This window comes from Streptomyces sp. NBC_00440, assembly GCF_036014215.1.
In the GTDB taxonomy this organism is placed as follows: domain Bacteria; phylum Actinomycetota; class Actinomycetes; order Streptomycetales; family Streptomycetaceae; genus Streptomyces.
Genome location: NZ_CP107921.1, coordinates 7,726,326 through 7,752,494, shown reverse-complemented (window position 1 = coordinate 7,752,494; position 26,169 = coordinate 7,726,326). Strand labels below are relative to the sequence as shown.

At 68.8% G+C, this 26,169-nt stretch carries 25 protein-coding genes; 12 read left to right on the top strand and 13 right to left on the bottom strand.

Annotated features, from left to right (window positions below):
* Positions 1-118: 118 nt before the first annotated feature.
* The 6 genes from OHB13_RS34495 to OHB13_RS34470 form a co-directional block, all read right to left on the bottom strand.
* Positions 119-1,231, bottom strand: coding sequence for a type IV pilus twitching motility protein PilT (locus OHB13_RS34495; protein ID WP_323183960.1), 1,113 nt, complete (start codon positions 1,229-1,231; stop codon positions 119-121).
* Complete coding sequence (locus tag OHB13_RS34490; protein ID WP_328379768.1) at positions 1,228-5,055, bottom strand: hypothetical protein; 3,828 nt, start codon at positions 5,053-5,055, stop codon at positions 1,228-1,230. The genes OHB13_RS34495 and OHB13_RS34490 overlap by 4 nt, the downstream gene beginning before the upstream one ends.
* Positions 5,052-5,576: a prepilin-type N-terminal cleavage/methylation domain-containing protein gene (locus OHB13_RS34485; protein ID WP_328379767.1), complete on the bottom strand. Its 525-nt coding sequence runs from the start codon at positions 5,574-5,576 to the stop codon at positions 5,052-5,054. The genes OHB13_RS34490 and OHB13_RS34485 overlap by 4 nt, the downstream gene beginning before the upstream one ends.
* The gene (locus OHB13_RS34480) at positions 5,573-6,022 is read right to left on the bottom strand and encodes a prepilin-type N-terminal cleavage/methylation domain-containing protein (RefSeq protein ID WP_328379766.1); all 450 of its coding nucleotides are present in this window, start codon (positions 6,020-6,022) and stop codon (positions 5,573-5,575) included. The genes OHB13_RS34485 and OHB13_RS34480 overlap by 4 nt, the downstream gene beginning before the upstream one ends.
* Positions 6,019-7,230 (bottom strand): type II secretion system F family protein, encoded by a 1,212-nt coding sequence (locus tag OHB13_RS34475; protein ID WP_328379765.1) that lies wholly within the window; start codon positions 7,228-7,230, stop codon positions 6,019-6,021. The genes OHB13_RS34480 and OHB13_RS34475 overlap by 4 nt, the downstream gene beginning before the upstream one ends.
* Before the next feature lie 79 nt (positions 7,231-7,309).
* Complete coding sequence (locus tag OHB13_RS34470; protein ID WP_328379764.1) at positions 7,310-9,151, bottom strand: GspE/PulE family protein; 1,842 nt, start codon at positions 9,149-9,151, stop codon at positions 7,310-7,312.
* Between the two features lie 253 nt (positions 9,152-9,404).
* Between OHB13_RS34470 and OHB13_RS34465 the strand changes: the two genes are divergently transcribed.
* The 3 genes from OHB13_RS34465 (at position 9,405) to OHB13_RS34455 (ending at position 11,543) form a co-directional block, all read left to right on the top strand.
* A complete protein-coding gene (locus OHB13_RS34465) occupies positions 9,405-9,773 on the top strand; it encodes a type IV pilin protein (protein WP_328379763.1) in 369 nt (122 codons plus the stop codon).
* 253 nt (positions 9,774-10,026) lie between these two features.
* Positions 10,027-10,851, top strand: coding sequence for a prepilin peptidase (locus OHB13_RS34460; RefSeq protein ID WP_328379762.1), 825 nt, complete (start codon positions 10,027-10,029; stop codon positions 10,849-10,851).
* Between the two features lie 143 nt (positions 10,852-10,994).
* Complete coding sequence (locus OHB13_RS34455) at positions 10,995-11,543, top strand: PadR family transcriptional regulator (protein ID WP_328379761.1); 549 nt, start codon at positions 10,995-10,997, stop codon at positions 11,541-11,543.
* A gap of 297 nt (positions 11,544-11,840) precedes the next feature.
* Here OHB13_RS34455 and OHB13_RS34450 read toward each other — a convergent pair whose 3' ends face one another.
* Positions 11,841-12,989: a hypothetical protein gene (locus OHB13_RS34450; protein WP_328379760.1), complete on the bottom strand. Its 1,149-nt coding sequence runs from the start codon at positions 12,987-12,989 to the stop codon at positions 11,841-11,843.
* A 370-nt stretch (positions 12,990-13,359) separates the two neighbouring features.
* On the opposite strand from OHB13_RS34450, the gene OHB13_RS34445 reads away from it, so the two are divergent.
* Genes OHB13_RS34445 through OHB13_RS34435 form a run of 3 tightly spaced genes read left to right on the top strand, consistent with a single transcriptional unit; the run spans position 13,360 to position 16,035 of the window.
* Positions 13,360-14,004 (top strand): hypothetical protein, encoded by a 645-nt coding sequence (locus tag OHB13_RS34445; RefSeq protein WP_328379759.1) that lies wholly within the window; start codon positions 13,360-13,362, stop codon positions 14,002-14,004.
* 20 nt (positions 14,005-14,024) lie between these two features.
* Complete coding sequence (locus OHB13_RS34440; protein WP_328379758.1) at positions 14,025-15,644, top strand: prepilin-type N-terminal cleavage/methylation domain-containing protein; 1,620 nt, start codon at positions 14,025-14,027, stop codon at positions 15,642-15,644.
* A 4-nt stretch (positions 15,645-15,648) separates the two neighbouring features.
* Positions 15,649-16,035: an excalibur calcium-binding domain-containing protein gene (locus tag OHB13_RS34435; RefSeq protein WP_328379757.1), complete on the top strand. Its 387-nt coding sequence runs from the start codon at positions 15,649-15,651 to the stop codon at positions 16,033-16,035.
* Positions 16,036-16,048: 13 nt separating this feature from the next.
* Here the strand turns inward: OHB13_RS34435 and OHB13_RS34430 are convergent, their stop codons facing one another.
* Positions 16,049-16,438, bottom strand: coding sequence for a VOC family protein (locus OHB13_RS34430; RefSeq protein WP_328379756.1), 390 nt, complete (start codon positions 16,436-16,438; stop codon positions 16,049-16,051).
* Between the two features lie 331 nt (positions 16,439-16,769).
* On the opposite strand from OHB13_RS34430, the gene OHB13_RS34425 reads away from it, so the two are divergent.
* Complete coding sequence (locus tag OHB13_RS34425; RefSeq protein WP_328379755.1) at positions 16,770-17,369, top strand: TetR/AcrR family transcriptional regulator; 600 nt, start codon at positions 16,770-16,772, stop codon at positions 17,367-17,369.
* Positions 17,370-17,392: 23 nt separating this feature from the next.
* The gene (locus OHB13_RS34420) at positions 17,393-18,559 is read left to right on the top strand and encodes an epoxide hydrolase family protein (protein ID WP_328379754.1); all 1,167 of its coding nucleotides are present in this window, start codon (positions 17,393-17,395) and stop codon (positions 18,557-18,559) included.
* Between the two features lie 72 nt (positions 18,560-18,631).
* On the opposite strand, the gene OHB13_RS34415 is transcribed toward OHB13_RS34420, so the two are convergent.
* On the bottom strand, positions 18,632-19,273 hold the full coding sequence (locus OHB13_RS34415; protein ID WP_328379753.1) for an MBL fold metallo-hydrolase: 642 nt from the start codon (positions 19,271-19,273) through the stop codon (positions 18,632-18,634).
* A 100-nt stretch (positions 19,274-19,373) separates the two neighbouring features.
* On the opposite strand from OHB13_RS34415, the gene OHB13_RS34410 reads away from it, so the two are divergent.
* The 3 genes from OHB13_RS34410 to OHB13_RS34400 all read left to right on the top strand — a co-directional run bounded on the left by OHB13_RS34410 (position 19,374) and on the right by OHB13_RS34400 (position 22,125).
* Complete coding sequence (locus OHB13_RS34410; protein ID WP_328379752.1) at positions 19,374-19,802, top strand: MarR family winged helix-turn-helix transcriptional regulator; 429 nt, start codon at positions 19,374-19,376, stop codon at positions 19,800-19,802.
* Positions 19,803-19,911: 109 nt separating this feature from the next.
* The gene (locus OHB13_RS34405) at positions 19,912-20,448 is read left to right on the top strand and encodes a hypothetical protein (protein WP_328379751.1); all 537 of its coding nucleotides are present in this window, start codon (positions 19,912-19,914) and stop codon (positions 20,446-20,448) included.
* A gap of 306 nt (positions 20,449-20,754) precedes the next feature.
* Entirely contained in the window at positions 20,755-22,125 is a 1,371-nt protein-coding gene (locus tag OHB13_RS34400) for a DEAD/DEAH box helicase (protein ID WP_328379750.1), read from the top strand.
* A gap of 111 nt (positions 22,126-22,236) precedes the next feature.
* Here the strand turns inward: OHB13_RS34400 and OHB13_RS34395 are convergent, their stop codons facing one another.
* The 3 genes from OHB13_RS34395 to OHB13_RS34385 all read right to left on the bottom strand — a co-directional run bounded on the left by OHB13_RS34395 (position 22,237) and on the right by OHB13_RS34385 (position 24,321).
* A complete protein-coding gene (locus tag OHB13_RS34395) occupies positions 22,237-22,650 on the bottom strand; it encodes a VOC family protein (RefSeq protein WP_328379749.1) in 414 nt (137 codons plus the stop codon).
* A gap of 117 nt (positions 22,651-22,767) precedes the next feature.
* Positions 22,768-23,676 (bottom strand): PDR/VanB family oxidoreductase, encoded by a 909-nt coding sequence (locus OHB13_RS34390; RefSeq protein ID WP_328379748.1) that lies wholly within the window; start codon positions 23,674-23,676, stop codon positions 22,768-22,770.
* Positions 23,677-23,691: 15 nt separating this feature from the next.
* On the bottom strand, positions 23,692-24,321 hold the full coding sequence (locus tag OHB13_RS34385) for an MSMEG_1061 family FMN-dependent PPOX-type flavoprotein (protein WP_266861994.1): 630 nt from the start codon (positions 24,319-24,321) through the stop codon (positions 23,692-23,694).
* Between the two features lie 167 nt (positions 24,322-24,488).
* Between OHB13_RS34385 and OHB13_RS34380 the strand changes: the two genes are divergently transcribed.
* Positions 24,489-25,106, top strand: coding sequence for a TetR/AcrR family transcriptional regulator (locus OHB13_RS34380; protein WP_328379747.1), 618 nt, complete (start codon positions 24,489-24,491; stop codon positions 25,104-25,106).
* A gap of 42 nt (positions 25,107-25,148) precedes the next feature.
* On the opposite strand, the gene OHB13_RS34375 is transcribed toward OHB13_RS34380, so the two are convergent.
* Positions 25,149-26,132 carry a LysR family transcriptional regulator gene (locus tag OHB13_RS34375; protein WP_328379746.1) on the bottom strand — a complete coding sequence of 328 codons (984 nt, stop codon included), beginning with the start codon at positions 26,130-26,132 and terminating at the stop codon, positions 25,149-25,151.
* Between the last annotated feature and the right edge of the window lie 37 nt (positions 26,133-26,169).

Sequence of the window (26,169 nt, the reverse complement as noted above, 5' to 3'; positions counted from 1 at the left end):
GACGCCCACGTGAAGTCCGGTCACGTCGCGGGGCGCACTCGTCGTCGAGCGGAGTGAATCCCGCGCGATCGGCCTCCGTGGTCCAGGCTGTCACTTCGAGACGCTGCCCAACGGGCGGTCAGATGCGACCGACCGGGACGTGGGGCCGCTGGATGTCCTCCGGGCAGGCCGTGTACGACACGGCGTCCTCGTAGGCGATGGTGCCTGCCGCGACGAGGGCGTTGATGCTGGTCTCAAGAGTCTGCATGCCTTCACGGTGGCCGGTCGAGATCATGTTGCGGATCTGGCGAGTCTTGCCCTCGCGGATCAGGTTGCGGATCGCCGACGTGCCTACCAGCACCTCGAAGGCGGCCACCCGGCCCCCGCCGACCCGGGGGATGAGCGTCTGGTTGAGGATGCCGACCAGGGTATGCGCCAATTGCAGCCGGATCTGCGGCTGTTGCTCGGCCGGGAACACGTCGACGATGCGGTCCAGCGTCTGCGACGTGTCGTTGGTGTGCAGGGTCGCGAACACCAGGTGCCCGGTCTCGGCGATGGTCAGGGCCGCGGAGATGCTCTCCGGGTCGCGCATCTCGCCGAGGAGCAGGACGTCGGGATCCTCGCGCAGGGCCGAGCGCAGCGCGGCCGGGAATGAGTCGGTGTCGGTACCGACCTCACGCTGGTTGACCGCCGAGCGCTTGTGCCGGTGCAGGTACTCGATCGGGTCCTCAATGGTGAGGATGTGCACCGACCGGTGCGTGTTGACGTAGTCGAGGAGCGCCGCCAGGCTTGTCGACTTCCCAGAACCGGTCGGCCCGGTGACCAGCACGAACCCGCGCGGCATGCCCGCCCATCCGATGACGACCGGGGGGAGCCCGAGCTGCTCGGACGACGGCACGTCGAACGGGATGATCCGCAGCGCCAGCGCCGACGCGCCGCGCTGCACGAAAGCGTTCCCGCGCAGCCTGGCCTTCTCCCCCCAGCTGAACGCGAAATCGACCTGCTTCTCCTGGCGGAACCGTTCCGTGAGTTCCTCGCCCAGCACCCCGGTCACCAGGCGATCGACCTCCGGCTCGGTCAGCGCGGCCCCCTCGACCGGTCGCAGGGCGCCGTCGACGCGGAGGAACGGCGCCGATCCGGCGGTGAGCAGCAGGTCGCTGCCGCCCCGCTCCCACAGCTCACCGAGCAGGTGGTCAATGTTCGCGGAACTCGGCCCGGGCATGGTGGCCTCCAAGGTGGCGTGTTTGCTCATGGCAGGACCGTCCACTGCTTGACGGTGCCGGCGTGGCCGTCGAAGGACACGGCGGCCTGGACGAGCGGGCCGGACAGCAGGTCGATCCGGGTGCCGCCGAGGTGCTCGGTCGCGCCGCCGCTCCCGGCGGTGACGGTACAGGTCACGGTCAGCCCGGCCAGCTGGGAGGCTTTGGTCAGGCCACACGGTGCCAGGTCGACCTGGTCGGTCACCGGGCCGCTCGAACCGAGATGGACCGGCACGTCCAGTGAGTTGTTGACGCCGGAGCAGGTGCTGCCGGTGAAGTCCACCGACATCTTCACCGACTCCACATCGCCGTCGTCGTGGTGCGCCACCCGCAGGACGACGTGGTCGAGCGGTCCGGTCGTGGCCGGTGCCGGCTGGGCGTAGCCGCCCAACGTGAGGGACGCCTGGCCACCGCCGGGGATGGTGGCGTCCGTTACGTCGACGGGCGCGCCGGGAGCCGGGGGTGTGAACCTGGTGATCGCGGTGACCGACGCCGGTTTCGCGGTCACGGCCGGATAGGTCGTGAACAGCACCGGCTCCGGTGGGATTCCGATCACCGGACGGAGGTATCCGGTGGTCGGGCTGATGCCGAGATCGATGGTCCGGGCGATGATGCCGCGGGTGACGACCTGCGAGCTGACCTGGCTCATCGACAGGTCGACGGCAGCGGTCGGCGCGTAGACGGTGCCGTTGATCACCAGGCGGCTGTGATCGGTCGTCGTGTCGGCGTCGTCGGCCGACTTCAGCACCGCGCAGCCGCTGCTCGCGGTGACGCAGCCGGACAGGGCCCTGATGGACGGGGCCCGGAACACGATGTCGAGCTCGACGCCGTCGAGCTGGTCGGTGGCGTCGGTACTGCCCTTGCCCAACGTCGCCGCATAGTCGACAGCGAGCTTGGACAACTGGTCGTCCTTCGTGACCCCGCAGGCTCCGAGGTCGACCACGTCGACACCGAGTGCCCCTTCATGGGCGGTCAGGGCATGGTCCGCGTCGCAGGCGGTGCCGGTGCCGGAGACGGTCAGCGCGGCTGTGGGTGGCTCCGTCGGCGAGTGCGGTGCCGGGGTGGTGTCGTCGTCCTGGTGGGATACGCGTAGCTCGACCCTGTCGATCACCGCCCCCGCCGGCAGGGGCAGCGTCGCGAACGCGTCGAGCCGGATCGACGCCGACGGGGTGACCGTGGCAAGCGTCGAGGTCGAGGTGGTGGTGTCGATCGCTTGCGCGTTCTTGGGGTTGAGGAACGCGGCGGCGGTGGGCGTCGCGGTGCTGGTCGCCCTGGTGGGCCGTACCGGGGTCGGGGGGCGGTAGGACAGTTCCAGGCTGACGCCGTCGAGCTGATCGGTGGCGGTGGTGCTGCCGGCACCGAGGGTGGCGGTGTAGGTCACGACCACGCCGGTCAGCTGGGCGGGGTCGGTCAGTCCGCAGGTGGCGACCAGGTCCAGGGTGTCGGTGGTCAGGGCGTCCTGGTGCGCTGTGAGCTTCTGCGAGGTGGCGCAGGAGTGGGGTATGCCGGGCCCGGTCAGGGTGACCGCGACCTTCGGCGGCGGTCCTCCGGCCGCCCCGGGATCGTCGCGATGCGCGACGTGCAGCAGGGCCCCGTCCAGGACCGAGCCTGCCGTCACCGCAACGGTGTCGTAGCCGCCGAGGTCGATGGTGGCGGTCGGCCTGGTGACCGAGTCGAGTGTGGCGTGGGCCGTGTTGGCGCCGTCGATCGCCTTGGCGCTGCTCGCGGAGGTGAACGTCGTCGACTCCGCGCTCGTCGCCGGCCGGGGCGGCGGCGGGTCGTAGACGACTTCGAGCCATATGCCGTCCAGGGAATCGGCGCCCGCTGCGCCGCCCGCCTTCAGTCCGGCGGCGTAGGTCGCGGTCAGGCCGGTCAGCTGTGCGGGGTCGGTGATACCGCATGTCTTCAGGTCGACACGGTCGTCGCCCAGGCCGGCCCGCGCGGTGAGCGGCAGGTTGGTGCAACCGCCACCGCCGTCCCCGGGGGTGACGGTGATTCTGGGCGCCGCTGCGCCTCCGGTCTCCCGATGGGCCACCCGTAGCACGGCGGAGTCGATCGTCGACCCCGGCGGCAGGGGCGGCCGGCCGAACCCGGCCAGGGTGATCGAGGCGGACGGGGCCGCCGTGGTCAGATCGGCGCCGGCCACCGACGGTGCCGGCTGCTCGCCGATCTCCAGGGCGTCGTTGGGATGGGTGCCGGTAGCGGTGAACCCGGTCGATGCGGTCACGGCGGTCGGCTTGAACGTGGTCGGTGTGCGGTAGGCGACCTCCAGCCAGATGCCGTCCAGGCGTTCCTTGGCGGAGGTGCCGTCGGTGTCCAGGGTGGCGGCGTAGGTCACTGCCAGGTCGGTGAGCCGAGTCGGGTCGGCGAGCCCGCACGCACCCAGCAGGTCGATCGGAGGATCCGTGGCGAGCGCCGTGTGCCGGGGCAGGTTGTCGGTGCGGCAGATGTCTCCGCCGACGGCGGTGGTGACCTTCACCGCGCCGGGGGCGGTCAGGTCACCGTCGTCCTCGTGCCTGACACGCAGCTTCGCGCTGGTGATGACCGAGCCGGGCGGCACCTGCGGGGTGAAGCCGGCGAGCTGCATCGAGGCCGACTGACGTTTCGCCGGGTCGAGGACAGCGTCGGCCGTGCAGCCCGCGGTGCCCGTTGGCTGCGAACACCCGGGCAGGGTCGGCTGTTCGCCACTGGTCAGAGCGTGGCCCGGGTTGGCGAAACCGATGTTCGTGACCACCGCTGTCGGCTTCAGCGTGTGTGACGGCTTCGGCGGCTGGACCCCGTACACCGCCACCTGCTGCGCGTCCGGCGTCACCGGGGCGCACAGTTCGGCGTGTCCACGGTCGACCTGGAATCGGCTGCCGCCGCCCATCATGACCTCGACGCCTTCGGGCCGCGTTCTGTCGCAACCGCCCGGGTCGGGGATGGCCGGGCGGGCGGGGGCCCCGGGATCCCAGCCTGCCTGCGTGCCGCCGACCACGCTGACCGTGGGGTCGTCGACCGTCCAGACCGCGGTGCCGCCGGTGAAGGTGAAGTCGAAGTAGTAGATGCCCGGTTGCAGCCACACGACGACGTTGTGGCAATCGCCACCGGTGAGGCGGGTGAGAGCGCGGGCGTCGTCGTAGTAGCCGGGCCGCAACCGCACCAGCCAGGAACCGGCGTCGGGGCACGCGGGCACCGTCTGCCGGACCGGGACGGCCGTGGCCGGCGGGGTGTAGTCCGGGTCGGCGCCCACGGCCTCGTCGGCGGGAGCCGATGGGGTGTCGTTGGCGCAGTCGTGCACGTACGGCGCCTGGGCCGGGGGCAACTGGGTCTGTGACACGGCACTGGAGCAGTCGCCGACGGCGGACACGTCGCCGGACACCTTCATCGAGGCGCCGGCGCCGGTGGTGATGTCCGAGTGGGAGAACACGCTGCCCTGCACGCGCAGACCGTGCGTGGTCACGTTGATGCCGTCCTTCGCCGTCCGGCCCATGCTGCGCAGCGCGTCCTGCGGTTGGGTCGCGCGCGCGGTTGCGGGAGACGCGTTGAGGGGGTCGCAGTGGACGATCATCTGCCGGCCGTTGATCGGCGGGCCGGTGTAGTCGGCGCACGGGTTGCCCTGCGAGAAGTTCTTGATCGCGAGCTGCGTGGCACCGTCCGCGCTGTAGCTCCGCTTGCCCTGGTCGACGTACACGCTCGCGGCTTTCAGTCCCGTGCCGGCGAAGGACAGGACCGACACGGTGACCAGGCTGAAGACGACGACGAAGGCCAGCGCGAGGATCAGTGTCGCGCCCTGTTCGTCGTCGCGCGGGCGGCGCGGATTCAGGCGGCCGGTCATGACGAGCTCGCTCGTCGGACGGCGGTGAGGGCCGTCGCGGGCGCGGCGGGGTCGCTCTGCACGGTCAGCGTTACCTCCATGGGCGGGGTGCACGAGGTCTCGGCACCGCAGCTCAGAACCACCGGATGGGTCGATGCGGGGTTGTCGATCCGGCCCAGCAACGTGGTGACGACACCTCCGTCGGTGCACTTCACCCGGTCGAGGGCGCCGGTCGGCCGGCCGTAGGTGTAGACGACGTCGGTGCCGGGCCGGCTCAGGTGCACGATCACGTCGGTGACGCCGCACGCCGGGTCGGTCGTGACGGTGTCCGCGCTCTGCACGTCGCCGTAGAAGTAGCGGTTGAGGGTGCCCAGCGCGCTGGTGGCTGCCACCCGCTTCTCGGTGCCCGCGGTGAACCGCAGTCCGAGGATGATCGCCTTGGGCAGCAGTGTCCCGATGATGCCCAGGATGACGATCGTGACCAGCAATTCGGTCAGGGTGAACCCCGACTCCGAGCGCACAGTCGGCTGTTGTGTCGTCATGACAGCATCGACTCCCGCTTGACCACTTCGAGCGTCGCGTCCCGGACGGGGTGCGGGCCGGTCGAGTGCACGGTGAGCGATACCTTCTGCACTCCGGTATCGGCCGTCGGGCAGGGCCGGCCGAACGAACCCACCCCGTCCCAGTACTCGATCGTGACGGTCACGGTGTACCCGGACGGCGGCGCCGGAGTCTCGTAACTACGGGCGCAGGACATGTACGGGTCGCTGACGACCTTCTCTGCGGCGCTGCGGATGACGGAATCGGCACTGGTCACCTTGTGCTGCGTCACCGAGCTGATGATCGCGGTGCCCATGCCCCCGAGGATCGCCACGAAGGCAACACCCATTAGCACCACGGCGACGAGAACCTCGACCAGAGTCTCGCCCTCTTCGCCGCGGCGGCGTGAGTGGTGTGGGCGGCGTGGGCGGCGTGCCAGGCCGGTCACTGGACGTTGACCTGGTTGTAGACGCCGTAGATCGCCGAGATGAGGGCGACGGCCACGAACCCCACGACGACCCCGATCATGATCACGACGGTCGGTTCGAACAGGCTGGTCAGCCGCTTGAGTTTGTGCTGGAGTTCCTTCTCGTAGAATTCCGACACGTTCTCAAGCTGGTCGTCGAGGGTCCCGGTCTCTTCCCCCACGCGCATCATCTGGGTGACCGCCCCGGGGAACAGCTTGGTGCGGGCGATCGGCCGGGAGATGCCGCCGCCTTCGAGCATCTCCACCTGGGCCGTCCCGATGGACCGTTCGTACACCCGGTTGTTGGCGCCCGAGCCGGCCAGGCTGAGCGCCTCCGTGATGGGCACGCCCGCCTTGATCATCGAGGTCAGGATGCGGCAGAACCGTTCGATGACCATGAAGCGGACCACGTCGCCGACCACCGGCGTCGCCAGCAGGAAACGGTCACGCAGTACGCGCCCCCGCTCGGTCCGCAGACCGGCGAGCACTGCCGCGACGAGAGCGACGAGCACGCCGATGATGACCGGATACCAGGCCGTGACGAAGTCGGTGAAGCCCAGCAGGATCCGCGTCGGCAGCGGCAGTTCCGCGTGGAAGGACGCGAAGAACACCTTGAAGCGGGGCAGGACGAAGATGACGAGGATGAGGACGACCACGACGGCCAGACCCATGACCAGGATCGGATAGGTCAGGGCGGAGCGGATACTGCGCCGGCCCTCGACGTCGCGCTCGATGTAGCGGGCCAACTGGGCCATCACCACGTCGAGTTCACCGGTCGCCTCTGCCGAGCGGAGGACGGAGATGTAGAACGGGGGGAGCGCCGCGGTGTGGGCGGCCATCGCGGCGGCGAAGCTTTCGCCGAATCGCAGCGAGTCCATGACATCGATGAGCACCTTGCCCAGCTTCTTGTCCTTGGTCTCGGCGCGGATGATCTCCAGGGCGTCCAGGATGGGCACTCCGGCCTTGATGAAGGCGCCCATCTGGCGGGAGAAGTTGCTCAGCTCGACCAGGTTGATCTTCGCCGCGGTGAGTTCGAGCCGTAGCAGGTTACGGCTCGCGGCGGTGACCGACTGCACGTCGTAGCCCTGCCGGGTCAGGCTGTCGGTCACGCCGTCGACGCTGGAGCCCGTGAGCACGCCGGTGGCCCGCTTCCCGTCCGGGCCGACCGCGACGTACTTGAAGGTGGCCATGCCGGTGCCTCCTGGTTTCCAGTGTCAGAGCTTCGCGTCGTCAGTGTTCGGGTTCGGCATCCAGCCGACCGGACAGGACCTAGACCACGTACACGCTGGACATGATCTCGGCGATGGTCGTGGTCCCCTCCTCCACCAGACGGACGCCTCCGTCCAGGAGACTGTCCATGTGCTGCTCGCGGGCGGCCCTGCGCAAGCTGTCGACCGGCGCTTGCTCGACGAGCAGCCGCTTGACCGCGTCGCTCATCACGAGCAGTTCGAAGACGCCGATCCGCTCCTGGTAGCCGGTCCGGGAGCAGAAGTTGCAGCCCCGGCCCTGCCAGAACCCGGCGTCGGTCGACCCGCCGGCCTTTGCGAAGAAGGCCAGTTCGTCCACGCCCGGCTGGTAGGGCTCGCGGCACTGATCGCAGATCCGCCGCACCAGTCGCTGGCTGACCACGCCGGCCACCGTGGAGGTGATCAGGAACGGTTCGATACCCATGTCGGCGAACCGGTGCAGCGCGGAGCAGGCGTCGGCGGCGTGGATGGACGACAGGACGAAGTGACCGGTGAGAGCGGACTCGACCGCGATCCGCGCCGTCTCGGCGTCCCGGATCTCGCCGACCAGGATCACGTCGGGGTCCTGACGGAGGATCGAGCGCAGCCCGGTCGCGAACGAGACACCCGCCTGGTCGTTGATCTGGATCTGGTTGACCGACGGGACCACGTACTCCACCGGGTCTTCGATGGTGGTGATGTTGCGCTCGCTCTGGTTCAGCTCACCGAGCGTGGCGTACAGGGTGGTCGTCTTGCCGCTGCCGGTCGGTCCGCCGCAGGCGACCATGCCGTAGGGGGAGCGCAGCAGGGACGAGAACCGTTCGTAGGTCGCGGCGGGCATCCCGAGCTCGGCCAGCCGCAGCAGTGTGCGGTTGCTGTCGAGCAGTCGCAGTACCGCCTTCTCGCCCCAGATGGTGGGGGTGGTCGCGACCCGGATGTCGACCGACCTGCCGTCGATCTCGGTGGCGATCTGCCCGTCCTGCGGGCGCCGCCGGTCGACGATGTTCATGTTGGCCATGATCTTGATCCGGCTGACCAGGGACGGGCCCATGTTCTCCGGCAGGCTCAGCACGTCATGCAGCGCGCCGTCGATGCGGTACCGGACCCGGACCCGGTCTGCGTGCGGTTCGACGTGGATGTCCGAGGCCCGGTCGCGCAGGCCCTGGGTCAGCATGAGGTTGACCAGGTGCACGACCGGCGCGTCCTCGCTCACCACCCTGGCCCCGGAGTTGGCGTTGCGGCCGGTCTCGGTCGCCTCGAAGGCCTCGACCAGGCTGCTGACACCGGTCAGCGCCCGGTAGGTGCTGTCGATCGAGCGCCGGATGTCCGAGGGAGCCGCGATCGCCAACTGCACCCGATCCGGCGCGACGGCCCGGCTGACCTCGTCGAGCACGCGCGGGTCACCCGGGTCGCCCGCCGCGATCAGCAGCGTGCCATCGGCCCGCCGCACCGCGACGACGCCCAACGAGCGTGCCAGCGCCTCCGGCACCCGGGCGGCCGCCTCGGGATCAGGTTCGCTCTGATGCAAGTCGGCTACGGGTACGTCGAGTTGAACCGACAGCGCCTCGATCAATGACCGCTCGTCGACCATGCCGAGTTCGACCAGCAACGTGCCGAGCCGCTTGCCCGACGTCGACTGCTGCAGGAGCGCCTCGTCCACCTGCGCCGGGGTGAGCAGCCCGCGCTGCACCAGCAGTTCCCCAATGCGGGGCCGCTGCTGCCCTGCGGGCGACGACTGAGCCGTGCCGGACGCCGCGTCCTCGACCGGTTCGCCCGCCGGGACCGGAGACGGCGCCGAGCCGCGCGCCCCATCGGGCAGGGTGCCGTCCTCGCCCGCAGGGCTTGTCGTCTCCGCGCGGCGCCGGAGAAGCCGACGATTCGCCAAGGCACCCACCCCTTTCGTGCATCCGGAACAACGGCCGAGCATGCGCCGCGAGTGCGCCCCGCAGTACTGTCAGCCGCTGATTAGTCAGCCGGATGCTACAGCACACCACTGCGCTGTCATCCGCGTCGCCTCTGCGACTACCGCCGGATTCGCCCCTTGTAAGTCCACTGTCCGGTAAGTAGTCTGCCGCTGATTAATCAGGCTGTTACTATCGCCCGGCTTTGCTTGCACCGGTCGCCGTAGAGGGAGAAAGATGTACACATACCTGCAAGGCAGGTTGCGCCAGCGAATGCGTGCACTGAACGAGACCGCGGAAGCCGGCTTCACGCTGATCGAGCTTCTCGTGGTCATCGTGATCCTCGGCATCCTGGCCGCCGTCGTCGTCTTCTCCGTCCGTGGCATCAACGACAAGGGCCAGGGCGCGGCGTGCAAGACCGACCAGTCCACGGTCCAGACTGCTGAAGAGGCGTACTTCGCCAACAACAGTAAGTACGGCAGCATGGACGCTCTGGTGAGCGGTGGGTTCCTGTCCACGGCTTCCCAGTGGTACGAAGTCACGCTGAAAAACAATGAAACCGACCTTGCCGTCACGGCGATACCCGGCAAGCCCTGCGCCTCCTGATCAGGGGAGTCCTCGCCGACGCCGCCGACCGGAGGTCCTCAGCCGGCCGTGCTTCGCCGGGTGGCAGCGCAAGCGCCACTTGGTGAACCGCGGCCGGTGGCCGGCGGCTTCGCCGGAACTGCCCTATGCCTGAACCACCTTGCGGATGCAGGGGTCGGTCGCGGGGCGGGTCGCAGAGGCCTGGAATCCCGGTCCGGACCACCCGCTGGGTGCCGGTAGCGACCAGCACGCACGGTACGGCACCATTGCGCCCATGCCATACACATTTGTCATGATTATTGGCCTGCTGGGGCTCGCGGTGGGGTCGTTCCTCAACGTCGCCGTCTCCCGGGTGCCGGCCGGCCGCTCGGTCGTGCGGCCCCGCTCCGCCTGTCCGCGATGCGCCACGCCGATCGCGGCCCGGGACAACATCCCCGTCCTCTCCTGGCTCCTGCTGGGCCGGCGCTGCCGCGCCTGCCGGGTTCCGATCCCCGCGCGCTATCCGCTCATCGAAGCGCTTACCGCGATCCTGTTCATCGCCGAGGCGCTGCGCTTCGGCCGGTCGGAAGTCCTACCGGCCCAACTGGTCTTCACCGCAGGGCTGTTGGCCCTGGCCGCCTGTGACGCCGAACAGTTCCTGCTCCCTCGGCGGCTGATATACCCGACTCTCGGGCTCACCGCCGCCTGCCTGCTCGCGGCAGCGGCGGTCACCGGCCAGTGGCATCGGCTCGGCGTGACCGCGGCATGCGGAGTGGGCGCATTCGCTGTCTTCTTCGCCCTGCACTGGGTGCGGCCGGCCTGGCTCGGGTTCGGTGACGTGCGGCTGGCCGGCTTGCTCGGCACCGGGCTCGGCTGGCTCGGTCCGTGGTATCTCGTCTTCGCGCTGCTGGCCGGCAGCGTCGTCGGGTTGCTGGTGGGTATCGCGCTCATGGCGGCGGGCCGAGCGACCCGCCATACCCGCCTCCCCTTCGGTGTGTTCCTCACCGCCGGCGCCATCGCCGCGATTCTCGTCGGCGCCCCTGTCGTCCACTGGTACGAGAGGGTGAGCGACCTGTACGCGATGGGTGCGCCGCACCCCACGGTCCGCCACCGGCCATAACCACCCGGGCCGGACGTCAGCCGCGGGCCGGTTTGCCGGTTGCCGCTACCGGCGGACCCGCACGCCGCTTAGGGTGACTACAGCGCCCCGAGCTGCCTGGGTACCGCAGCGAACACCGTCGGCGACCGCATACCCTGGTGCCCATGGGACAACCTGATCTGCCACTCGCCGAGTGGATCGTGCTCGCACTCATGGCTGAACGGCCCAGCCACGGCTTCGCCATCGCAGCCCTCACCGCGGAGGGCGCGGAAATCGGTGAGTTCTGGTACATCTCAAGACCCATGGTCTACCGGTCGATCACGCGACTGGTCGAGCGCGGACTGATCACGCCGGTCGGCACCGAGGAAAGCGATCGCGGACCGCAGCGCATGATCTACGCCACCACCCGCTCGGCGAAGATGGCGGTCAGCCGGTGGCTCAGCGAACCCGTGGTCAAACTGTTCGACATCCGCGCCGAGCTCACGAGCAAGCTTCTGCTGCTCCAGCGTCGCGCCAGCAGCCCGGCTCGCCTGGTCGAGCGCCAACGGGACGTCATCGACGAGATCGAGGAGTCGCTGCGCGCCAAGGAGCACGCCGGCGACTACCTCGTCCGTGCGATCTATGCCTGGCGGCTGGAACACGTCCGCGCCGCGCGCCGGTTCCTCGACGCCGTCGACGTCGACTCGGCGCAGCCGACGGTCAAGACCGGCTGACGTCGCGCTCGTGGCATCCTCGCCCAGGTGTCCACGTCACCGCTGCGCGTGGACGGACCGGCGAGACGGCTCGGCGATCACCATCGCAATCGCCGAGCCAGCCTTCGCGCCGTGCGCGAGCAAGCGGATCTTCTGAACAGGGGATGAACCGGGGGTCGACGTCGCCGCGGGATGCGCACGTCGGCGATCCTGCCGCCGATCGGCAGGGGGACCGCCGACGGGGATCAGCGAGCCGGGAGCGTCGGCGGGCGATGTTCGCGCCTGGCCGACGGTCCGTTGCCCAGTGCTCCGGACTGCCTAGTAGCCGTAGGCGGCGAGGGTCGTCTGGATGTCGGTGTTGCTGTCCCACGTGGCGTTGAACAGGTTGTCCCAAGCGGCCGCTGCGCCCGCGTTGCCGCCGTTCAGGGCGACGCCGTACTGCTCGATGTTTCCGTAGACGGAGTACGCGCTCGGATCGACATCGGTCCACGTGTTGGGGTCATTACCCGTGGTGCCGTTCAGCGAACTCGACGTCCAGCTCACGTGCATGACGTTCGACTTCGCGACAAGACCCAGCTGGGTGTTTCCCCCGGCGTTGGCCGTCACCGCGCCACGTACCTGGCTGATCCCTGATTCCAGACGCACCTTGCACGCCGTACCCGCGCTGTCGCACGCGCTTCCGGTGAACACGTTCTGACCCGCCCCGCTGGTGACCCACGAGAACCCGTTCTGGATCAACGCCTGCTTGGACGCCGCACCGAACGGCGCGGAAGCCGGGTCGGCGACCGCGATCCGGTGCCCACTCGTCGCGAGCCAGCTCACCACCCCCGGTATCGTCGTGGGCGCGCCGCCGGAGACCGGCGATGCGTCACACCGGGGCGACTGGGCCTTGCCGTTACCGCTGCCATTGGCGTCCGCGCCGGACGCCAGCGGCGGAGTCCCGGCGTTGGACGGGTCATCACCGTGAGTCGAGCCCGCCCAGCTGCCGCTGCAGCTGTAGATCGCCAGGTGCCCGATGGCCACAGCATGCTTGCTTGAGATCGTGCCGTTGCACTCGACGCTCCCGCTCGCCGTGCACGTCCCACCATCCGCGGTCGGGATCACCGCGTCCGCGTTGGTTTCGTCCGCCGACAGGAACGCGTCAATGTGCAAAGGCCCATTGACGCAGTTGTTCGACGACGACGGATCGCACGTGGTGTAGGGGCCGGCGCTCTTCAGCTGCTGACGCAGGCTGCCCGACGTGATCCCCCGCATCGTCGACGTATCGATCGTCGGCTTGTTCCAGAACCCGCCGACCTGCGATGCACCATTCGCCGTGAACGCCGTGAACGACCCACCCGACTCGATCGCACTCTTCATGTCCGTCACTGCGGGGTACATGTTGTTCGCGATACCGACTTGCGAATCCGTCGAGGCGAACACGGTTGGTGCCGTGGCGCCGATGAGGGCTGTCGCGAGGGCACCCACAGCGAAAGCGTTCCGTACCCGCCGCATCGCGGTGAAGCCGGAGTTCGGGCCACTCCGAGTGTGTCTGGGTCTTAGTTGCATCTGCTACTCCTCGTTGATCCGGTTGGCGGCGACTGCCGCACGGGCACCCTCCTGGCAGGAGTGGGCAGATGTCCGAGAACTCCTGGGCATCTGCGTGGTTCCCCGACATGACGGTGCCTCACACGCCTAGATGGTGCTCACCTGACGACCCAGTAGTCAATGATTGACAACCAGGTCCGCTGTGTATGTAATGCACCTATCCAGCCTGCGGCGGGCCGGCGGCCGCGTGCCGTCGGCCCGCCGCAGGACGCATGGGAGGGGCTGGCGGCACGATGGGCAGAGGCGTCTAATGGCACTGTTGAGCAGACTTTCGCGCTCGCGCACGATCAGGTGGGGCGGGCTGGGTCTCGCGGTGGTTGCGGTAGCGCTCGTCGTTGTGGCGTTTGTGCGCGGTGGGTCGGACGGGACCGCCTCAGCCCAGAAACCCGACCCCGAGTGGTGCACGCCGGGCACCCAGCGCAGCGCGCTCTGCCCGCACAGCAAGGTGTTCGCCCCCAAGGAATACGCCATCCACGGCAACGCCTTCGCGTGCATCAGTTTCGCCAGTCAGGCGGATGCCCAGGCGGTGCTGCGGGCCAACCCGAGCGATCCGAATCACCTCGATGACGGAGGCGGCGTCGCGTGCCGTGGACTGCCCGAACCGCGCGACACCAAACCGGTTCCTCGCATCGCACAGCACTTCGCGTGCCGTCCTGGCGACACTCGCAGCGCGCTCTGCCCGCAGCGGAAGCGGCCCTTCGACGCCCGCTACTTCCTGCGCTACGGCGATGACGCCTACGACTGCTCGGACTTCGCCAGCCAAGCGGACGCGCAGGCCGTCCTGCGTTTCGCACCGGCCGACCCGAATCACCTTGACGGCGACGGCAAGGGCATCGCCTGCCGGGACCTGCCGGGACCCAAGGACGTCAAGCCCGTGCGACGGGGAACACCGTGACGCGGCAAGGGCTCGCGCGTGTGCTCGGGCTGGACGTGACCCATCGATTGAAGGAAGCCCCGACTGCCATGACATCGGACCATCGCCGGTTCTCATTGCGCGCCAGAAGCCAGGACGGCTTCACACTCATCGAGTTGCTCGTGGTCATCGTGATCCTCGGCGTTCTCGCCGCCATCGTGGTGTTCTCCGTCAGGGGCATCGGCGACAAGGGCCACAAGAGCGCGGTCTCCGCGGAGGCGACCACGCTGCGCACAGCGGAAGAGTCCTACTGCGCGAAGTACGGACACTACGGGACAGCCGATGATCTGAAAGATGACGGGCTGCTCTCCGGTGTTCCCGGCTACAACATGGTGGTGGTCGGTGAGGAGAACAAGTGCGGTCGAGGCGAAAAATCGTCGTTCGCGCTGAATGATGTCTCCGCACCGACGGAGGGCGGGGCGGACGCCATCAAGGCGGGCACGAATCCGACCGACCTCACCGTCGACGAGAAGGCCAATCGCGTGTACGTCGTGGCTCAAGGCAGCAACGACGTGACCGTGATCGACGGCAAGACCGACGCCGCGATCGGTGAACCGATTGATGTTTCCAAGGCTGTTTCGAGCCCAACCCGCATCGCGGTCGACTCCGGCACGGGCCGGGTCTACGTCGGGGGTACGGGCGGCGTCGCGATCATCGACACGAAGAACGCCAATCAAGTGACCCACGTCAACGGCTATACGACGACCGTCATTGGCCTGGCCGTCTCGCCCGAGAACGGCGATGTCTATGTCGGCGGCGGTGCCGCAAGCACCTCGGCGGTCGCCTACATCGCGTCCGGCAGCTCGTCGGCGACGGGGATCCCACTGCCCGCTGCGGGAGTCGTGGGCGCAAACAGCAGCATGGACTTTTCCTTTGACTCCGAGCGCCACGCGGTGTATCTCGCAAAGGCGGCTGTCGGCAGCGGCACGAGCCTCGCTGGCAGCATCGGCCTCTTCGCCATCTCGTCGCAGACCCACGATGCCAGGATGGCAGCGCAGTTCGAGACGACGACGCAATTCTGCGGCACCAACGCCGGGAACGTCCTTGTTACAAACTCCGTTCGTGGCATGACCGCTGTCGATCCCGGCCGCAACCGGGTCTACCTCCTTGCCAGGAGATGCGTTCCGAGTCCCTCGGGCGGGTTGAGTATCGTCGCGACAACGATCGCCATCAACCCCAGCGACGGCAGTTCAACAGCGATCGACGACCCGGTGGGGACGCCCTACACTCCCCAATCCGTGGTGTACAACCCCGCGGCAGGGTCGGCTTACGTCTACTTGAGCGGTGGCACGAACTGCGGCGGACTTGGGGGCCGCATCGACCGAATCGTCGGGACGAAGGTCACGGGGCAGGCACCAGTCTGCGGAGTGTCAGGTGCCTTCGGGAACCAAGGACACAAGCTCACCGTGCTGAGAGACTTCAACAGGATCTTCGTCGCACAGCAAAACAGTACAGCGCCGGGCGGCCTCGGGGTGGCCGACGGCGGCACGCTGCTGGGTCAGGCTCCGCTCGGCAAGGGCAGGAACTTCGGGGCGTTGGCCACGAACAACACCACGGGGAAGGTGTATGCGGTCGATCCGGCGAACGGAACAGTCGCGGTGTTTCGGACAGGATCGGCCTAGAACCATGGCAGACCAGCCACGCACCATCCACCAGGGCCCGGACCGCCGGCTACGACCGGGGCGTCGTACCTCCATCGTGGCGGTCAGCGTGATCGCGGCGATCACGCTGACCGCGTGCGGTGACAACGGACCCCCGAAGCATGCGTTCGACGTCGCTCCGTATGTGCACAAGGGGCACGTGGTCGACTGCGACGCGTTCAAGACCCAGGCCGACGCGCAAGCGGTGTTGCGAGCGGACGCACTCGACCCGAACGCGCTCGACCGGGACGGCGACGGCATCGCGTGCCCGAACCTGCCCGAGCCGACGGACAAGAAGCCGGTCCACCGCGACTTCATGACCGACAAGGACGGTGCGCCGATCATCGAGCCGCTCACGCCGCGGCCGACGTAGCAACAGGGGATGCTCACCGAACCGGAGCGGAGACCACAAGTGCGAACGAGTGCCCGGCGGGATCGGAGTACATGCGGACGTCGTGTCGGCCGCCGTTGTTCTTGGTGTCGAGGGGCCGCGCACCGAGGCCGATCGCCTCACGTTCGGCCTCGTCCATATCGCCCTGGGACACCAGGATGCGAAGGTGCGCCTGGGAGGCGTCATCGGGCCGCGGCCAGCTCGGCGGAGCGTAACCGTGGTCCTTGCGGACCGCCAGATGGACGCCGTCGTTCCCGATGACCTCCATGACGTCGGGGTCGGCCCCCATACGTGCTTCCGCTCCGAGCAACTGGGCGTAGAAATCGGCCAGTTCTGCCTGCTCCGAACAGTCGAGTACAAGCACAGTCGTTTTCGGAACTCCCATGGTCCTCCTGCTTTCGGTCTGTGGCGCATCCCTGTTCGCTGGAGAGCCGCCTACCCCGTCCGGCCGCGCACACGCCGGGTCCCGCCCGCTCCACCCGTTCGCCGGGCGCTACGGCGCGGCAACCTACGGGGAGCCGGGCGTCCCAGCCACGACGAAGCCGTACCGAGGCGAGGGGCGGGCCGCCCGCAGGCCAGAAACGGGATAAGAACATCCGTTCCTTACGTAGTGTACTTTTGTTCTTATGCCGGAGAAGGAAGTACCCGCAGAGCAACCACCAGCGGGCGGCGCGGGGCGACGCACACGCCGACACGATCCGCGACGCAGGGAGCGCGTGCTCGATGCCGCGCTGACGGTGCTCGTCGAGGACGGGGTCGCCGGGATCACCCACCGCAAGGTCGCCGCCGGTGCGGACGTGCCGCTGGGCTCCGTCACCTACCACTTCGCGAGCCTGACCGAACTGTGCACGCAGGCGTTCGGCAGGTACGTCGAGCAACAGACCGCCGGGTACGAGGCACTCTTCGCCGAGGTGACCTCGCGCGAGGACCTGATCGACGTCCTGGTGGAGCTGGTCCGGGGAGGGCCGTCCCGGCACCGCAGCTCGGTCCTCGGCTTCGAACTGCACCTGGCCGCGTTGCGCGATCCCGCACTGCGCGCGCTGACCCAGCAGTGGACCAGATCCAGCCGGGCGGTGCTGGCCCGCTTCACCGGGCCGGAGGGCGCCGCCCGTCTCGACGCCCTGCTGGAAGGAATGATCATGCACGCGCTGCTCTCCACGGACCGGGAACCGCACGAGGAGACCCGGGCAGCCATCGTGCAGGTGCTCGGCCCGGCCGCCGGATCGGATACGTGCCTCGCCAACACCGTACGCACCACTCCACAGGCCACGCGCGAGGAGGCGGCCGACGCCGCCCCTGCCACGCCCGCACCCTGAGCACAGAAACCAAGGAGAACGCCGTGCCGATTGCCGCCCCGGTCATCGAGGTCAGTGACGCCGACCTGGAGGACCTCCGCGCCCGGCTGCGCGCCACCCGGTGGCCCGAGCCCTGGCCGGTCGACAGCTGGGAGGCGGGTACCGACGCCGCCGAACTCCGCCGCCTCGTCACGCTCTGGGCCACCGACTACACCTGGCGAACCCACGAAGCCGCCGTCAACGCCCTGCCCTCCCACTTCGCCGACATCGACGGCACACCGGTGCACTACCTCCGTTACGACGCCGAGCACCCGGACGCCCTGCCGATCGTGCTCACCCACGGCTGGCCGAGCACCGTCCTGGAACTCACGACCCTCGCCGAACGGCTGGCCGCCCCCTCCCGCCACGGCGGCGACGCCCGGGACGCCTTCACCGTCATCGTCCCCTCACTGCCCGGCTTCGCCTTCTCCCCCCAGCGGCCCGCCCTCACCGGTGCCGAGCAGACCCACGAGCTCTGGCACCGGCTCATGCGTGGCCACCTCGGCTTCCACCGCTACGCGGCCCACGGCGGAGATCTCGGCGCCGGCATCACCTCACGGCTCGCCGAAGCGCACCCCGAGTCCGTCGTGGGCATCCACCTGCTCGCCGCCGCGGCCCCGGCCGACCACGACCCGGCCTCGTTGACACCCGAGGAGGAGAAGCACCTCGCCTCCACCGCGGCTTGGCAGGCGGAGGAGGGCGGCTACATGTACCAGCAGAACACCCGCCCCCTCACCCTCGCCCCGGCCCTGAGCGACTCCCCCGCCGGACTGCTCTCCTGGATCCTGGAGAAGTACCGGGCGTGGAGCGACTGCGGAGGCGACCTGTCCACACGATTCAGCGACGACTTCCTCCTCACCCAGGCGTCTCTCTACTGGTTCACCGGCACGATCTCCACATCCTTCCGGCCGTACTACGAATACGCGCACCACCTGACCCGACGGGTTCGGCGGGTGGAGATCCCGACCGCCCTCGCGCTGTTCCCCGCGGACCTCGCTCAACCGCCACGAAGCTGGGCCGAGCGCACCTACCACCTCACGCGTTACACGCACATGCCCCGCGGCGGACACTTCGCAGCCCACGAGGAACCCGCCCTGCTCGCCGACGACATCACTGCGTTCTTCCGCGAACTCCGCCCCCACCACCCGCGGGCCTCACGGCCGGGCTTGTAAGCCGACGGAACGGCCGGGGGGGGAACGGACCGTTGAGGAACGCGCCGCCATCGCCGGCGGAACCGGCCTGCCTCACCCAAGCCGGACGCTCGTGCCCGGGGCCAATCGGCGGTAGCGGGCCGGGACTCCGGGGCCGCGCTCGCCGAGGAAGCCCTCGACCATCGCGGTGCCGACGTCGTTGAGGGCGCCGTCATGCACGGCGTAAGCATCGCGGGGAGCGACCTCGCGCAGATAGTCGATCAGATCGCCGACAGTGGACCAGGGAGCGTGCACCGGCAGTAGTAGCGTGCCGACCGGAGTACCGGGGACGGTCAGGGCGTCGCCGGGGTGGAACAGGGCCTCGTCCACCAGGAATCCGATGTTGGGAATGCGCGGGACATCCGGGTGGATGACCGCGTGCCAGGCGCCGTGAACCCGGATGTCGAAGCCCGCGACGCTGAAGGCGTCCCCGTCCCCGGTGGCGGTGACCTGCGTGCCGATGCCGTCCAGCCGCTTCGCGACGGAGGAGTTGGTCCAGATACGCAGATCCGGACGGGCCGCGGCCGCCCGGCGCAGCACGTCCTCCGAGAAGTGGTCGAAGTGCTCGTGCGTCACGAGCACGGCGTCGGCGCCTTCCAGCGCCCCGGGGTCGGTCAGACCGCCCGGGTCGATGACCAGGCGGCGCCCGTCCTTCTCCAGCCGCACACACGCATGACCGAACTTGGTGAGTTCCATGATCGCTATGTCCTTCCACCTTCGCCGCAACCATTTACACAACCAAACTGTACAACCAGACTGTACAACTGAGTTCCGAAGCTTCGGCTAAGATGACCCCATGGACGAAGACGCGCTGGCCGAGGAGTTGCGGCGGTCACTCGGTGAGCTGGTCCGGGCGGTACGAGCCGTGGACACCATGCCTCCCGGCGAGGCCGCCATTCTCGGATTCCTCGACCGCGGCGGCCCCTTGACCACGGCCGACCTGGCCCGCCTGCGCGGCGTCACACACCAGTCGGCCGCCAAGTCGGTCAAAGAACTCTCCGCCGGCGGCTTGGTCCACGTCGAGCAGCACCCCGACGACGGCCGGAAGCTCCTGCTGCACCTCACCGACGCCGGCCGCTCCCGACTCCAGCGGGAACGCACTCTCCGCGCGGGTGCCCTGGGCGCCGCCATCCGCGAGACCTTCGACCCCGACGAAAAGCTGCGGCTCAGCGAGTCCGTCGCCCTGCTGTCCCGCCTGACGGCTCGCCTTACCGGACAGCACTGAGGTGCACCGACGAAAGTCGGTGATCAGCGACTATGCCGACGGGACAGTGCTGCGCGAGGAGCGCCAAGGTGAACCTCAGTCCGTTGGCCGGTAGTGACATGATCTCGCCGTGACATTGACAGAGGAGTTGGCACAACTGGCGGCGGTTGGGGCACTGGGAGTGCTACGGCCCGAGGCCCGACTGGCCGACATCGCCGCTGAATACGGGGAGCCGGAGGACCTCGGGCCGGTCAGCCAGAGGCGCCGGTGGCCACGCCGCTTCGGGGTGGGATCGGTTGAGTTGCTCGTCTGTGAGTGCCGCACACTTCGATCGTTGACTCTGTCTCTGGCGTCGGACGAGGTGACGTTGCCCGGCCCCGGGTATGGACAGTTGCGCCGATTCGGCTCGCACGTCACCGAGTCAGCACTGGTCTCCGCCATGCACAGCATGTGCTGCCACGGGAAGAGCAGGGAGTACGACTTCGGCCAGCTCGACCTCGAAACAGCCCCTGCCGAGCACGTTCGGGTGTGTTTCGCTTTCGTGGACCGGGAAACCTACGACGGTCCGCCGTTGGAGGAGTGGATCCTGGCGAAGGCCGGCTTTTGGACCTTGGGTCATGGAGAGTGTTCCGGACCGGGTGCGGGCGACGGCACCGGCCAGGGGTAGTTGAGCGTTCCGCGCTCGTGTCAGCGTTTCTCTCTGGATGCACTGCCGGTAGGTGCTGTTCCAGCGGAGAGTGCGAGGGGCGGACGTCGAGCACCGTGCCGTCGCCACACTCGGCAGGCCCATCATCTACGTCGAGCAGGAGACCGACTGCCCATTCGACAGCTTCGACAGCGGGCGTGCCGACGGACCGGAATGTGCCGGGGCCTCCGCTGATAAACTGGGGGCACGCTTCACAACCGTTGGGGCCCGTACCGAGGGGTGCGGGCCCCGGCGCGTTCCGGGCGCCAGACCGAGGAAGGTTCCCCCATGAACGCGAAGCCGCCGTCCCCGAAGGGCGACCTCACAACGCCGCAGACGGCTGCCCGTGGCCTACCGCCGGTCGAGTCCTTCGACGCACTCGGGCTGCCGCCGGAGCTGACGGCGGCGATGACCGGCCTCGGCGTGACAGAGCCCTTCCCGATCCAGGCGGCGACCCTGCCCAATGCGCTGGCCGGCCGTGATGTCCTCGGCCGCGCCCGGACCGGCTCCGGCAAGACGCTTGCCTTCGGGCTTGCGCTGCTGGCGCGGACGGCAGGTATGCGAGCGGAGTCGAAGCAGCCGCTCGCACTGGTCCTGGTGCCGACCCGGGAGCTCGCGCAGCAGGTGAGCGACGCGCTGAGGCCATATGCGCAGGCGCTGAACGTACGGCTGGCGACGGTGGTGGGCGGGCTGGCGATCAACCGGCAGGCGGCGCTGCTGCGGACCGGCGCCGAAGTGGTCGTCGCGACGCCGGGGCGGCTCGCCGACCTCGTATCGCGCCGGTCCTGTGATCTGCAGCAGGTGCGGATCACGGTGCTGGACGAGGCGGACCAGATGTGCGACCTGGGGTTCCTGCCGCAGGTCTCGGAAATCCTCGACCAGGTCCGCCCCGACGGACAGCGGCTGCTGTTCTCGGCCACGCTCGACCGCAATGTCGACCGGTTGGTGCAGGACTATCTGCATGAGCCGGTAGTAGCCTCGCTCGACCGTGTGGCGGGCTCGGTCACCACGATGGAACACCATGTGCTGAACGTCCATCCCGCCGACAAGTACGCGACCGCGACCGAAATCGCCGCGCGGGACGGCCAGGTCCTGATGTTCCTGGACACCAAGGCCGGCGTGGACCAGTTCACCCGGCACCTGCGGGCCAGCGGCGTACGGGCTGCCGCCCTGCACAGCGGGAAGTCGCAGCCCCAGCGCACACACACGCTCGCGCAGTTCAAGGACGGCGAGATCACCGTGCTGGTGGCCACCAATGTCGCGGCGCGAGGCATTCACATCGAGGCGCTCGACCTCGTCGTCAACGTCGACCCGCCCGCCGACGCGAAGGACTACCTGCACCGTGGTGGGCGTACGGCTCGCGCCGGGGAATCCGGGATCGTGGTCACGCTGGTCACCCCGAACCAACGGCGAGACGTGAACCAGATCATGACCGACGCCCGGATCCGGCCGACTGTCACCCAGGTGCGCTCCGGCGAGGAGAGGCTGACCGCCATCACCGGGGCGAAGCGCCCGCCGATCGAAGAGAAGAGCAGCGGCAACGCCCCCTTCCGTGGCATGGGTACTCGTCCGGGCCGCCCCAAGGAGTCCCGCAGAACGGCCGACGCCCGCAAGACGGCGGAAGCACGAGCAGCGGCCCGGGTACGCAAGAGCCGCTGACCCGGACGGACTTACCGGCCGCCGACCGAACACAGAAGGCCCGACGACCGCACGCCGGCCAGCTGGTTCCGCGACGGGGCTCGGTCGCGGACGGGCCCTCCGCTGCAGCTTCTACGCCGGCGTTGCTGCCACCTGCTCACGCAGTGCCAGCCATTCCTGAAGCTCAATCAGATTCCCTTCCGGATCCTCCAGGTACGCGACCCGCATCCGGTCCCCCATCGGTCCCGGGTCCCTGGTGAACTCCGCTCCCCGCGAGGTGAGTTCGGCGTGGGCGGCGTCCAAGTCCTCCACCCGGAGCACCACCAGCGCACGATATCCCTCCGGCTCCGCCCCCAACCGCCCCAGCACATCGGCCATCTGCGCCCGGTCCTGGAGCGCAATCGCGGAGTGTCCGGTGTCGGGACTGAGCTTCGCGTACGGGCCGCTCTCCGCCTCGAACTGCGGCTTGAGCCCGAGCACGTCCCGGTAGAAGCGGTAGACGGCGGGGAAGTCGGATACCAGCAGGCGTATCTGGGTGAGTTCCATACCGTCCTTTCTAGCCCAGTTCCGGATCCGGCTCGATCGCGATCTCTGAGCGAGCCCTCTTAAGCCCTTGAGCGGAAGGCCCTCGTGTCTCGCCGTGAGGCACTATTCCCGCTCGCCCTACAGGTCCAGAACCAGGCGTGGCGAGAGTGCGCGGGACACGCACGGGTACATCCGGCCCTCGGGTGCCCCGATGTCGTCGCGGTGTTCGGGCTCCCCTTCCAGGACCGTGAGTTCGCAGCTGCCGCACACACCTTCGCGGCAGCCTGACGGGACCGGCCGCCCGGCGTGGCTCAGGGCGTCCAGCAACGACTTCCCGGCATCGACCTGGATCGTCCGTCCACTTCGGGCGCACACCACATCGAACCCTGTGTCCGATGCGAACTTCCGCGCAGTGGGCCGGAACCTCTCGGCACGCAGCCGTCCGACGGGAAACGCCGCCTCGACCGCGGCGAGCATCGGCGCGGGCCCACAGCAGTAGACCAGTGCACGGGAGCCCGAACCGGCTGCCATTGCTGCGAAGTCAGGCCTGCCCTGTTCTTCGGTCGCGACGATGGCCACCCTGTCTCCGTATGCGGTGCGCAGCTCGTCGGCGAAAGGCATGGAGGCGCGCGATCGGCCCACGTACACCAGTTTCGCCTGAGCGCCCCCTTCGATCGCCGAACGCAGCATCGGCCGGATGGGCGTGATGCCGATCCCGCCGGCCACGAAGAGATACTCCGGCGCGGGTTCCAGCGGGAAGTGGTTGCGTGGCAAGGAGATTTCGAGTGTCCGACCAGGCTTCAGGAAGCGGTGCACGTACTCCGAGCCGCCCCGGCTGAGCCGTTCGAAGCGGACCGCGATGCGATACCACCCGCGCTCCGCGGGGTCACCGCACAACGAGTACTGCCGCGTCAGCCAGTTCGGCAGGGTGAGGTCGATATGCGCTCCCGGCCGCCACGGCGCCAGCGGCCCCCCGGCACCGCGCAGGGCCACCGAGACCACGTCTTCGGCGATCTCTTCGATCCGGTCGATAACCGTCTGCTGCATGGAAATCCCCCCCCGTCAGTACAGCTCGCGGTAGCCGGCTTCGAGCCCCGCTTCGAGCATCGCAGGATCGATGTCAACGCCGAACTGGGCAGCCGCGACCTCACCCACCGACGGAAGCTCGTCGGCCAGCGCCTGGCTTGAGGGATCCCACAGACGGGACCGGATCAGCGCCCGACCACAGTGGAAGTACGCCTCCGCCACCTCGACAACGATGGCCAGGACAGGTTCGCGCGCCTCGGTCTGCATCCGGGCGAGCACATCGGGCTCGTCGGTGGGATAGCCGCGCCCGTTGACCCGCAACGTTTCCCGGGCGCCGGGGATCAGGAAGAGCAGCCCGACCCCGTCGTGTTCGGCGAGGTTGGTGAAGGAATCGGCGATCTTGTTGCCGGGCCGGTCGGGAATCGCGAGCGTGTGCTCGTCGAGCACCTTCACGAAGCCCGGGTAGTCGCCCCGGGGTGAGCAGTCCAGGTGTCCGTCCGCGCTGGAGGTGGCCAGCGCCAGGAAGGGGGAATGCGCGATGAAGCGGCGGGAGAACTCGTCGATGTGGTTCTGCTTCTTCTCCTTCAGCATTGCCTCGGGCTCGCCCAGCCGGGCACGGACCTCGGCCGGTGCCACCCGGCGCGGCCGGACGCGGGTATGCGTCATAACAGACTCCTTTCGGTTTCGTCTTCCGGTTCCGTCTGGGTGAGGTGCGCGGGGACGCACAGTCAGCGCGGTGGGGAAACTCTGCTCAACAGCAGGTCATGGCACAATTATGAGCAATTATTCAGTTCATGCGCTACTCGCTTTGGCGGCGCTTCGAAGGGGGTTCCATGACGTCGGAGAAACGACGGCTTCAGCCACGTAAGGAGCCACGCCAGGCCCGCGCGGAGCTCACCCGGCAGCGCATCCTCACTGCGGCTGCTCACGTTTTCGCCGAGCAGGGCTACGCCGCGGGCACCACCAACCGGATCGCTGAACGGGCCCGGGTCTCGATCGGTTCGCTGTACCAGTACTACCCGAACAAGGACGCGATCCTGGCCGAACTGGTGACCCGGCACCTCGACGCCGGAGCCGCGGCCATGAGCCGCCGCCGCAGCGGCGCGCTGCCGGAGTCGTTGGAAGAGATCATCCGCTTGTTCGTGCGGACGTCGATCGAGAACCACCTCGGGGATCCGCACCTGCTGCGCGTCATGATGGAACAACCACCGCTGTCTGCCGGCCTGCTGGAGAAGGTCGCCCGGCACCATGAGGCGGACGTCGAGTACGTCCAGGAACTCTTCGAGCGCCATCCGGAAGTCAGGGTGGCCGACACGGCGGCGGCGGCACGGCTCGCCGTCGCGGCGATCGAATTCATCGTGCACCCGCTCGTCGCGGAGCCCGACCCGTTCGACACCACCAGGCTGGAGAACGAACTCGTGGCCATGGTGACCCGCTATTTGCGCGGCTGAAGGCCATCGCCTCCTCTCCCCGTACCCACCAGTCCACTGGGTTCAGTCCGTCCGGTTCGGCTGCGTCCCCTTCGCCGTCCGCTGTATCTGCGGAGGCGCACCGGCGGTGGTGGGGTGACCGGTGCCGGTACGCCATGCGGTGTCGTGGACGTACGTCGCGGCGAATTCGGCGAGGCGGTCCACGACGGCGGTGAGTGCCTCCACCCCGTAGTGCTGCGGACTCCAGCAGACGTGCAGTTGAAGGCTCAGGGTGGTCCGGTCGACGGTGTCGATCAGCAGGGGACAGCCGCCGAACCGGGGCAGGTCGGTGGTGACGCCGACGCCGAAATCGCTTGCCGCGAGCGCCTCGCACATCAGGGCGTTGCTGCTTTCCGTCACCTGGGCGTAGGTCAGGCCGGCCTTGGACACCGCCTGGTCGAGGACGGCTCGCGCCGGGTGCTCCCGGGTCAGCAGCAGCAGGTGTTCGGTGACCAGCTCGGCGATCGTGATGCTGCGCCGCCCCTGGGTGGCCCACCGGTGGGTGGGGGCGACGTAGGCGCGCAGGGGTACGTCCGTCAGTGGACGCCATGCCAGTGTCGGGTCGTCGGCCGGCCCCGCGGCGAGGCCGAGGTCGGCGTCTTTGCTCACCGTGGTGCAGATCCGGTCCGCGGTTACCTCGCGCACCGAGACGAAGGGATCGTCGGGGCCCAGCGTCGCGACGAACGGCGCGACCACCTCGTTGATCGTGGTCTGGGCCGCGGCCACCACCACACGGGACAGCCCACCGCCTGCCATGTACCGTGCCGCGGCTTCGATCCGGTCGGCTCGGGAGACCAGATCCTCGGCGGCCGTGACGAACTGCCGGCCCGCGCTGGTCAGCCGGAACCGCGGACCGGTTCGGTCGAACAGGACCAGTCCCAACTCGTTCTCCAGGTAGCGCAGTTGCCGGGAGAGCGCCGGCTGTGCGACGTGGAGCTGTTTCGCCGCCCCGGTGACGGTGCCGTCCTGGACGACCGCGAGGAAGTAGCGACAACGCTTGATCTCCATCCCCGCAGTATGCCGGTTCGGCATGGGAACCTCGCAA